The 8,240-nt window shown below is 57.0% G+C and carries 11 protein-coding genes and 1 pseudogene; 7 read left to right on the top strand and 5 right to left on the bottom strand.

What is annotated here, in order from left to right:
• Window positions 1–120: 120 nt before the first annotated feature.
• Window positions 121–381, top strand: a pseudogene (locus ABSG47_RS19295) (M28 family peptidase); the annotation flags it as partial.
• 95 nt (window positions 382–476) lie between these two features.
• Window positions 477–740, top strand: coding sequence for a zinc-binding metallopeptidase family protein (locus ABSG47_RS19300; RefSeq protein ID WP_424171687.1), 264 nt, complete (start codon window positions 477–479; stop codon window positions 738–740).
• Here ABSG47_RS19300 and ABSG47_RS19305 read toward each other — a convergent pair.
• On the bottom strand, window positions 737–2,236 hold the full coding sequence (locus ABSG47_RS19305; protein WP_424171659.1) for an ABC transporter permease: 1,500 nt from the start codon (window positions 2,234–2,236) through the stop codon (window positions 737–739). The genes ABSG47_RS19300 and ABSG47_RS19305 overlap by 4 nt on opposite strands.
• Window positions 2,233–2,550: a PadR family transcriptional regulator gene (locus ABSG47_RS19310; protein WP_424171662.1), complete on the bottom strand. Its 318-nt coding sequence runs from the start codon at window positions 2,548–2,550 to the stop codon at window positions 2,233–2,235. The genes ABSG47_RS19305 and ABSG47_RS19310 overlap by 4 nt, the downstream gene beginning before the upstream one ends.
• Before the next feature lie 87 nt (window positions 2,551–2,637).
• Here ABSG47_RS19310 and ABSG47_RS19315 point away from each other — a divergent pair, with 87 nt between their 5' ends.
• Genes ABSG47_RS19315 through ABSG47_RS19325 form a run of 3 tightly spaced genes read left to right on the top strand, consistent with a single transcriptional unit; the run spans window position 2,638 to window position 6,034 of the window.
• Window positions 2,638–3,411, top strand: coding sequence for an ABC transporter ATP-binding protein (locus ABSG47_RS19315; RefSeq protein ID WP_424171665.1), 774 nt, complete (start codon window positions 2,638–2,640; stop codon window positions 3,409–3,411).
• Window positions 3,404–5,236 carry a hypothetical protein gene (locus ABSG47_RS19320; protein ID WP_424171668.1) on the top strand — a complete coding sequence of 611 codons (1,833 nt, stop codon included), beginning with the start codon at window positions 3,404–3,406 and terminating at the stop codon, window positions 5,234–5,236. The genes ABSG47_RS19315 and ABSG47_RS19320 overlap by 8 nt, the downstream gene beginning before the upstream one ends.
• Window positions 5,237–5,296: 60 nt before the next feature.
• Entirely contained in the window at window positions 5,297–6,034 is a 738-nt protein-coding gene (locus ABSG47_RS19325) for a M15 family metallopeptidase (protein ID WP_424171671.1), read from the top strand.
• A 75-nt stretch (window positions 6,035–6,109) separates the two neighbouring features.
• Here the strand turns inward: ABSG47_RS19325 and ABSG47_RS19330 are convergent, their stop codons facing one another.
• The 3 genes from ABSG47_RS19330 to ABSG47_RS19340 form a co-directional block, all read right to left on the bottom strand.
• Window positions 6,110–6,433, bottom strand: coding sequence for a type II toxin-antitoxin system RelE/ParE family toxin (locus ABSG47_RS19330; protein ID WP_424171674.1), 324 nt, complete (start codon window positions 6,431–6,433; stop codon window positions 6,110–6,112).
• Window positions 6,434–6,498: 65 nt separating this feature from the next.
• Window positions 6,499–6,717, bottom strand: a complete 219-nt coding sequence (locus ABSG47_RS19335; RefSeq protein WP_424171675.1) for an addiction module protein — start codon at window positions 6,715–6,717, stop codon at window positions 6,499–6,501.
• A gap of 50 nt (window positions 6,718–6,767) precedes the next feature.
• Window positions 6,768–6,947 carry a hypothetical protein gene (locus tag ABSG47_RS19340; protein WP_424171678.1) on the bottom strand — a complete coding sequence of 60 codons (180 nt, stop codon included), beginning with the start codon at window positions 6,945–6,947 and terminating at the stop codon, window positions 6,768–6,770.
• Window positions 6,948–7,137: 190 nt separating this feature from the next.
• Between ABSG47_RS19340 and ABSG47_RS19345 the strand changes: the two genes are divergently transcribed.
• The gene (locus tag ABSG47_RS19345; protein ID WP_424171681.1) at window positions 7,138–7,569 is read left to right on the top strand and encodes an OsmC family protein; all 432 of its coding nucleotides are present in this window, start codon (window positions 7,138–7,140) and stop codon (window positions 7,567–7,569) included.
• Window positions 7,570–7,648: 79 nt separating this feature from the next.
• Entirely contained in the window at window positions 7,649–8,113 is a 465-nt protein-coding gene (locus ABSG47_RS19350) for a YdeI/OmpD-associated family protein (RefSeq protein ID WP_424171684.1), read from the top strand.
• Window positions 8,114–8,240: the final 127 nt, after the last annotated feature.

Raw genomic sequence — 8,240 nt, forward strand, 5'->3', positions numbered from 1 at the left:
CTCGGCAATGTAGACGATCTCATCACGGAGGCAGGCAAGCCCGGCTTCCACGCCGTCGAGCTTCCTGTCCGGCTCAAGGGCCACATCGAAAGCCGCGTGCGGCGATACAACTCCACCAACGTGATAGCCAAAGTTTCCGGCGCGGCCTCAGGTTCAAACGCCGTCTTCTACACAGCTCACTACGATCATCTCGGCATTGACCCGAACGCCAAGGGCGATGGTATCTACAACGGTGCGGCTGACAACGGCACAGGCTGCGGCATCATAATCGAAATGTCCCGCGCCTTCGCGCAGTCAAAGCAACGCCCGCCGCACGACATGTACTTCGCCGCCGTCACTGCGGAAGAGCAGGGCCTGCTCGGCTCGCAATATCTCGGCATGCATCCGCCTGTGCCCGCAGGGCAAATCGCGCTGGACCTGAATTACGATATGCTGCTGCCGATCGGCATACCGCGCTCAGTCTCGCTGGGCGGAGCGTGGGTATTCCAGCCTTTTCTGTCGATCAAGGTGAACTTTTTGAAGGTCACGATGAGGCGTGGGGCCGCGCGCAGGATGAAGATTATGTGGCACACCATTACCACCAGCCTTCGGATGAATATCAGCCCAGTTGGGATTTTCGTGGCAACGCCAAGCTGGCGCAGTTCGGCTTCGTGCTCGGCTGGCTCGCAAGCGAGCAACCAAAGTCGATTGCCTGGCAGCCCGGCGACGAATTCGAGGCCGCGCGGAAGAAGAGCAACTAGAGCGTCAGGTCCGCGAACAAAAACTCCCACGAGGTATCGAGATAGAGCCAACGCTGCGCGCCGAACCAGCTTGTCGGTAGAGAGGGAACGTGCAGCAAGGTGTGTCCACCGACGCAGATCATCTCTGTTCCATTCCAACCCAGGAAGGTCTGCGAGGCGAGCCCGACTCGTGCTGGATGCGTCACGCGGCGCAGGCAAACCGGGCATCGCTGACGCTGGTCCATGAGCGCCCATCGGAAGCCGAAGAGACAAAGCAGGAAATTTGCGGCCAACTGCGTAAGCTCGGCTATTTCCGAATACCCCCCGATGCGCCAGTACGCAATATCGAGCGAAGCAAAGTAAGCGATGCAGGCGACCAGCGCGAGTTTTGCTCCGAGAAAGAGCCAGCGCGCCATATTTTGCTTCCAGGATGGCCGATGCGAGCTGAAGCTCGATTCGCTCATGGAGAGCGAGGTCACGGCAGGCAGCGCCAGAGCGGCGAGGAAAAGTGCGAAAAGATAAATTCTCCACGGGCCTGCCGCGTTGCCGTTGATCGCGATACCACAAAACCACGGCTCGACCTCGCCACGCACCATAATGGAAATCCGTTCGGTGTCCATCGCATCCTGCCCGAGCTTTGTCAGATGCGCCACCACGAAGCCGGAGGTATCCTGATTTGCGGTGGCAAGCTGCGCACCCGGCACAAGAATCCACAGATCAGGATTGGTGGGCGGCTTCCATGAGCTGCACGGAAGTACTCCGGCGATCCGGGCGATCTGCTCCCCCACCTGTATCGTGCGCCCGGAGACATGCGGGTCGGAGCCAAAGCTGCGAGTCCACATTTCATAGCTCAAAACCACTTGCGGAAGACTCCGGTTCGTGTCGGCTGCTTCATTCGCAGCACGGACAGGAAGGCCCAGCAGGGCCATCATATTTGTGCTGGCCAAAGCTACAGTGAATTTGCCACTACGCGTTGCTGATAGAGCCACCGTCTGCGTGTCCGTGCGATAAAACCCGAGTCCGTCAAAATATCGCTGGTAGCTCGATCTCCAATTTTGAAACTCCGTGTAGGAGACCGCCGGCACCTGTTTGTCGTTCAAATCGGTTGCCGCAATCACGATCAGATTCGGCCTCACCGGATGAAGAACAGTATCGTATTCCGCGCGAACGCCAGGGAACAAGCAGGCGAGTGTTGCGCAGAGAACAAATAGCAACGCGAGCCATAGCAGACATTGCGTTGCCGAGCTGTGCATGCTTACTGTCTTTCTTTGCTCATCATGAGCCAGTCGCCGCATGCACTGTGCATCCGCGAAAGAGCCGAGGCAGAACGCGGCTACCTCGCGTTGAGCCTGCCAGCAGAACGCGCTGCTCTCAATGCGCGCGTCTGTTACATGCCAAAATTCCGCTCTCCATTCGCGGAGCCATTCTTCTCGCCGGACAGCCGGTACCAGCAACGAGGCCGAATGCAGCAGGCTCAGATCCATTGCGCGAAAAACAGGATTCACTATGGAGTTCATACCTGCTGCGTCTCCTCAGCCGGAAAGAGACGCTCCAGCAGTGGATAGCGCTTGCGGGAAGATTCCAGGGCAGTCTTTCCGGCTGCGGCGAGCTTATAGTATTTGCGCGGCGGCCGTTGTTCCGCGTCGGCGATAGACTGGCGCTCCCACTGCGAACGAATCAGCTCGTCACGCTCCAGGCGGCGCATCGCGGGGTAAACGGTGCCGCTGGGCAGGCCTGTTACCTCCATGATGCTGAATCCATACACGTAGCCGGCATGGATTGCCTGCAGGATCATTGCGGCCGTGTGGGAAAGTTTTGTCTCGGCAGCCATAGCGGAATTCTACCTATGTAGCAAACTACTTGACAACGGGAAAATTTTGATTATGCTGAATGCTACATAGGGTGCCGGAGGCTCATCATGCTGGAAGCGCAACACCTGTTCCGAAGTTTTCGAGGCATCTCCGCCGTCAGCGATGTAAGTTTCCGTCTGGAGCCGGGCGAAATTGTCGGCTTTCTAGGCCCGAACGGTGCTGGAAAATCGACCACGGTGAAGATGATCACCGGCATGTTGCGTGCCAACGATGGCCGCGTGCTGTTTGAAGGCAAAGACATTCGCGAGGACATGGTTGCGTACCGCAGCGTGCTTGGATATGTGCCGGAAGAGGCGCATCTCTACTCGTATCTCTCCGGGCTGGAATATCTGCAGCTTGTTGGCCGGCTGCGCGGCATGGGCGAAGCTCTGATCGAAACAAAAGCTACGAGCCTGTTGCGCCATCTGCAGCTTGAGTCATGGCAGCACTCGCCCATCTCGACCTACTCCAAGGGCATGCGGCAGAGAGTGCTGATCGCGTCCGCATTGATCCACAATCCCAGGCTGCTGATCTTTGACGAACCGCTGTCGGGCTTGGATGTGTTGACAGCGCGGTTGTTTAAAGACCTGCTGGAGGAGCTGGCCGCGCAAGGCAAAGCCATTCTTTACATCTCGCACGTGCTTGAAGTGGTGGAGCAGATTTGCAATCGCGTCATTGTGATTGCAAAGGGAAAGGTGCTGGCCGATGCGCCGCCGTCCGACTTGGCCGCCATGATGAGCCTGCCGAACCTGGAGCATGTGTTTGCGCAGCTTGTGCAGCAGCAGGATACGCGCTCAGTCGCACATCAGATCACGGAGGTCATGCAGATTTCCCATGTCTGAATTCATTCAACGCATCTTCCAACGATCTGATTCTCCGGCAATGTCGCTCAATACGCAAGCAGCCCTCGGGCCGGTGCGGCAGCCGGAGCGGAGCCAGGTTTCGCATCTGGTACACCATTTTCTGGAGCGGTTCTTCAATCATGAAACGGCATCCGTGGACGGAGATGCAAAGGCGCGCATGGTGCTGATTGCCTGTGCCGCAGGCCTGCCGGGCTTTGTAGTGGCGATGTACCTGTGGCCGATATACCATCCGATGATTATTTCCCCACATTCGAAGCCACCCCATGTCCTTCCGTCGTATTGGCTGCAGGTCAATCATCATTTCTTTTTCGTGACCTATTCTTTTGTAGCGATGGGGCTGGCGGTGGTCTACGAGTGGGACATGTTTTTCCCGGACCTGCTGGACGTGCTGGTGCTGGGAGCGCTGCCTATCTCAAGGAGAAGGATTTTTCTTGCACGCGTTGCCGCCATTGCGGTTCTGGTTTTCGGCTTTCTCATCGATGCAAACTTTCTTGCGCCGATGACGCTCGTTGCTGCGACTGACCCGCCAAACATGCCGCGCTTTCTTGTGGGCCACTGCGTCTCCGTTTTGATGGCCGGGCTTTTTTCAGCGGCGGCGATCCTGGCGTTCGAAGGCATGCTGATAACGATTCTTGGCGAACGATTATTCCAGAGGATTTCTCTCGCGGTGCAAGGCGTAATGGTCACTGTGCTGGTGATAGTGTTGCTGCTGTTTCCGGTGCTCTCCGGAGTTACGCCTGCTCTGCTGCAATCGCACAGCGCAATTGCGATGTGGCTTCCGCCCTACTGGTTTCTCGGCGTCGATCAATGGTTTCTGGAAGGCGCATCTGTGCTGCCGGTGTATGTAACGCTGGCAAAGGTGGCGTGCGTGGGAACGCTGATGGCGGCGGGTATCGCAACTGCAACTTATCCAATTGCGTACTTTCGGCGTGAGCGGCAGCTAGTGGAGGGTTCGGTAGCGCGCTCGCGAGCGAGAAGCGGATTAGCTCCACTGAGGTGGCTGCTCCACAGGACGGCGGTGCGATCCCCGGAGCGCCGCGCCGTGTACCACTTCATTCAGCAGACGCTCCAGCGTGTACCTCGGTACAGAATCTACCTGGTTTTGTATGGAGGTGTGGGTCTGTCGATTCTGGTGGCAACTGTTCTGCGCCTCACGGTGCGGAACGGCAGGCTGCACGCTGAAATTTCAGCGGATGGGATTCGCGCTTCCATCGGCATGGTGGCCTTCTGGGCAGTTGCAGGCTTGCGCACAACCTTCGGCTCTCCGGGCAATCGGCAGGGAAGCTGGATATGGCGCTTTCTGCATGGCAGTCCTCCACAATTTGCGTTCACGCTGGAAAAATTACTGGCTGCAAGGGTGTGGGTGATCATGAGCAGCACTGCGCTGACCATAAGCACGATCGCACTCTTTCACATAATTGCTCCGGCAGAGCTTCCTGGTTTTCAATCTACGATTGCGCAACTGATTGTTGCCGCTGGAATGTGTTTGCTGCTTACGGATTTTGGTTTTCTGCATGTTGTTACTGCTCCGTTCACAGGAGGAGCACCTCAGACGGAGGACAATCTTGCATTCACATTGCTGCGCTTTTTCACGTTCTTTCCTTTGACGGTCTGGCTGTCTGAGGCTGCTGAACAATGGATTGAAGCTAACTGGCTGCATGCCGGAGCCGCTGTGATGATGATTGCTGTGGCACATTTATGGCTGCGATGGAAATACAGGGACGTTGTTCGGATTCATTGCGATCAGATTGAGCTTGAAGAAGGCGAAGACGATTTTCCCATGAAGCTTGGGCTGCGTTATTGACCGGAAGTCTGGCGCAGTACCGCGTATGCTGTCAGAGGTTCTCCATTCAAGTGCGGAGGGATGGCTGCGGTGAAATCGATGATGTCGTGGATGCGCTGCTCTTGTTGTTTTCTCTTTCTGCTGCAAATTGGTTTTGCGCAGGAGGTCAGTTTTCATATCACTCCATTGCGTCCGGTGGAGGAGCTGCGCGCGGAGGCGCTCACGGCTCAGCCGCCTCATGAAGAGGGAAGCTTTCGCAAGCCTGATCTGGTGGAATTGATCAAACTTGATCCGACGATCAAGCTGGATATTCGTTATGCCACGACGAACAATTTTCTTGGCACGCCGGTGTACACGCAGGCGAGGGCTTTTCTGCAGCGTCCGGCGGCAGAGGCGCTGGTGCGCGCGAATCATGAGCTTAAGAGCCGTGGATACGGCCTGATCATTCATGATGGCTACCGCCCGTGGTATGTGACGAAGATCTTCTGGGATGCTACGCCGGACGATAAGAAGATCTTTGTCGCCGATCCAGCCAAAGGCTCGGTGCATAATCGCGGATGCGCCGTGGATCTTTCTCTATACGACCTGGCGACGGGCAAGGAAGTGAAGATGCCGAGCGGCTATGACGAGATGACGGAGCGCGCGTATGCAGACTACGCCGGCGGCACAGATGCCGAGCGTGCTCTGCGTGAGCTTCTGCGCCACGCGATGGAAGCCCAGGGATTCGCCGTCATTCCCAAAGAGTGGTGGCACTTCGACTATAAGGACTGGAAGCTCTACCCGATCCAGAATGTGCGGTTCGAGGATCTGGGCCTGTAGATATTGCCAGAGAAAACCGCACGAAGCGCAGTCGCCTGGACGGTCAGTCCCCGTGATGAATCTGCGCAGCTCAAATCATACCGGGACAGCAATCGCTTCACATCCTTCGCTGCCACCGCTCGGGGTCGCGGCTGCCATGAAAACATGCAGCACAGCCAGAGTCTCGTCCGGATCGATAATAAACATGAGCGCGTAAGGAAAATGCCGCAGTAAGGCTCGGCGAATGTTCTTGTAAACAACCGGAAATTGCCGGGGATTTGCGCTCATCCGTTTTATCACGGCATCCACTGCAACACGGAAACGTCTACCCACCCCAGGGGCCTCGTTCTCATACCAATCCTGCGCCTCGATTAACTCCTCACGCGCAATCGGAGTAAAGATAACGTATTTATCGTTCATCAATAAGTTCCCGCTGGTATATATGTCACTGCATAGGCAACGTCAGAAAGACATTCGTAATTGCCCTACGGACAACGTTGCTCCATTTCGGTCTTCAACTGTGCCCAAGAAATGCCACTACGTCTGTCTTGATCCAGCGAATCGAGACGGCGATCGAGTTCCGCCTGCTGAGCGGCAGTCAAGGGCAGTTGCTCGTCTTCCAGGCTGTCCCAAAGCTGCGAGATGAGCGCCAGGCGCTCCGGGGGCGTCAGCCGTGCAAGCTCGTCCTGATTCAGAAATTCCATGTCTTACAGCCTACGAGAAAACCCAAACACGCTCAAGCCCCATTGCAGCCTCAATAGTAATCCGCGCAGCTCATGTAGTAGCCGCAGTGGGTGCAGACGAGCTTGCAGCGGTGGCTGGTGAGGCGGTGGCTGCAGTTAGGGCAGACCTGGCAATGGTGATCGATGGGCGCTTCGGCGGCGCTGGATTCGAGCCCGGACGCGATGGGCAATTGTGAAAAATCATCGGTCATTCCGGATTTCAGCAGGCCGGGCACGCAGGGCAGCATGGGGAAGAGGTTAGCATGGAGGAGAGGGCAGAATGAGCGGAGAGAATTCCGCGCGTGCCCGAACCATTAACCCCGGCTACTCTGCTGCGCTGTGCCGCATCCGAGATGAAAGCCGACGGCAACGACCACACGAACCCCCCAAGGAGGAAGCAGAATGGCAAGCAAAGCTAGCGCGGTTTGGACAGGTTCCCTGAAGGAAGGCAAGGGCACGATTTCAACGGCAACAGGCGTGTTGAAGGACGCCAACTACTCGTTCGCCACACGGTTTGAGGGCGCTGATTCAGGCACCACGCCGGAAGAGCTGATTGCCGCGGCGCACGCGAGCTGCTTTTCGATGGCTCTTGGCGCACAACTCGGCGGCTCAGGGCTGACACCGGAGTCGATTGAGACTGAGGCGGCAGTAACGCTGGCCAAGGTGGATGGCGGCTTTGCGATCACCAAGATTACGCTGACCACCAAGGCGAAGGTTCCCGGCGCGACCAAAGAAGTTTTTGACACAGCGGCGGCGAATGCCAAGGCCGGCTGCCCGATCTCGAAGCTGTTTGCGAACAACACGGAGCTCGTGCTGGACGCGACGCTGGTGTAGTTCTCCACAAATGCACTTCCGCAGGAGGCCGATTCCGTGAGGAGCCGGCCTTTTTGCGTTGCGATACACTTGTGCGGATATGAAGACCTACAGGTTCAAGGCGAAGATCGGCGGTGAGTCTGGCGACAACTGCTCGGTCTACTTTCCCTACGACGCGGAGAAGGAATTCGGCACACGCGCGCGGGTTCCGGTGAAGGCCACCTTTGACGGCGCGCCTTACAGCGGATCGCTGGCAAAATATAGCTCGGTACAGCACCGTATCCCAGTCATCGAGGCCATTCGGGCGCAGATCGGCAAGAACATCGGCGACACGATTGATGTCACGATTACCAGGGACGAGTCCGAGCGGACGGTCGAGACGCCGGAGGATTTAGCCAAGCTGCTGAAGAAGGAAAAGCTGGAGGCGATTTTTGAAAAGCTGAGCTACTCACATCGCAAGGAGTACGTGCGATGGATTACGGAAGCCAAGAAGGAAGAGACGCGGCAGCGGCGGCTGGCGAAGGCCATGGAGATGTTGAGAAATGGGATAAAAACGCCCGGCTGAGAGGCGCAGGGCCGACGCATCTTAATTGCTATATGAGTGGATGTCGATAGCGGTTGGGATGGAGGGAGGAACAATCCCCTGAAGTATTTCGCCGATTTGCGCGATCCACGGGTAGAGCGGACGCGCG

This window comes from Occallatibacter sp. (genome assembly GCF_049510455.1).
Classification (GTDB): Bacteria; Acidobacteriota; Terriglobia; order Terriglobales; family Acidobacteriaceae; genus Telmatobacter.

Bases quoted from the DNA above. Each gene is read 5' to 3' on its own strand.
- ABSG47_RS19350 (WP_424171684.1), top strand. From the start codon at position 7,649: ATGAAGACCTACAGGTTCAAGGCGAAGATCGGCGGTGAGTCTGGCGAC.
- ABSG47_RS19320 (WP_424171668.1), top strand. From the start codon at position 3,404: ATGTCTGAATTCATTCAACGCATCTTCCAACGATCTGATTCTCCGGCA.
- ABSG47_RS19305 (WP_424171659.1), bottom strand. From the start codon at position 2,236: ATGAACTCCATAGTGAATCCTGTTTTTCGCGCAATGGATCTGAGCCTG.
- ABSG47_RS19335 (WP_424171675.1), bottom strand. From the start codon at position 6,717: ATGGAATTTCTGAATCAGGACGAGCTTGCACGGCTGACGCCCCCGGAG.
- ABSG47_RS19310 (WP_424171662.1), bottom strand. From the start codon at position 2,550: ATGGCTGCCGAGACAAAACTTTCCCACACGGCCGCAATGATCCTGCAG.
- ABSG47_RS19345 (WP_424171681.1), top strand. From the start codon at position 7,138: ATGGCAAGCAAAGCTAGCGCGGTTTGGACAGGTTCCCTGAAGGAAGGC.
- ABSG47_RS19325 (WP_424171671.1), top strand. From the start codon at position 5,297: ATGGCTGCGGTGAAATCGATGATGTCGTGGATGCGCTGCTCTTGTTGT.
- ABSG47_RS19330 (WP_424171674.1), bottom strand. From the start codon at position 6,433: ATGAACGATAAATACGTTATCTTTACTCCGATTGCGCGTGAGGAGTTA.
- ABSG47_RS19315 (WP_424171665.1), top strand. From the start codon at position 2,638: ATGCTGGAAGCGCAACACCTGTTCCGAAGTTTTCGAGGCATCTCCGCC.
- ABSG47_RS19340 (WP_424171678.1), bottom strand. From the start codon at position 6,947: ATGACCGATGATTTTTCACAATTGCCCATCGCGTCCGGGCTCGAATCC.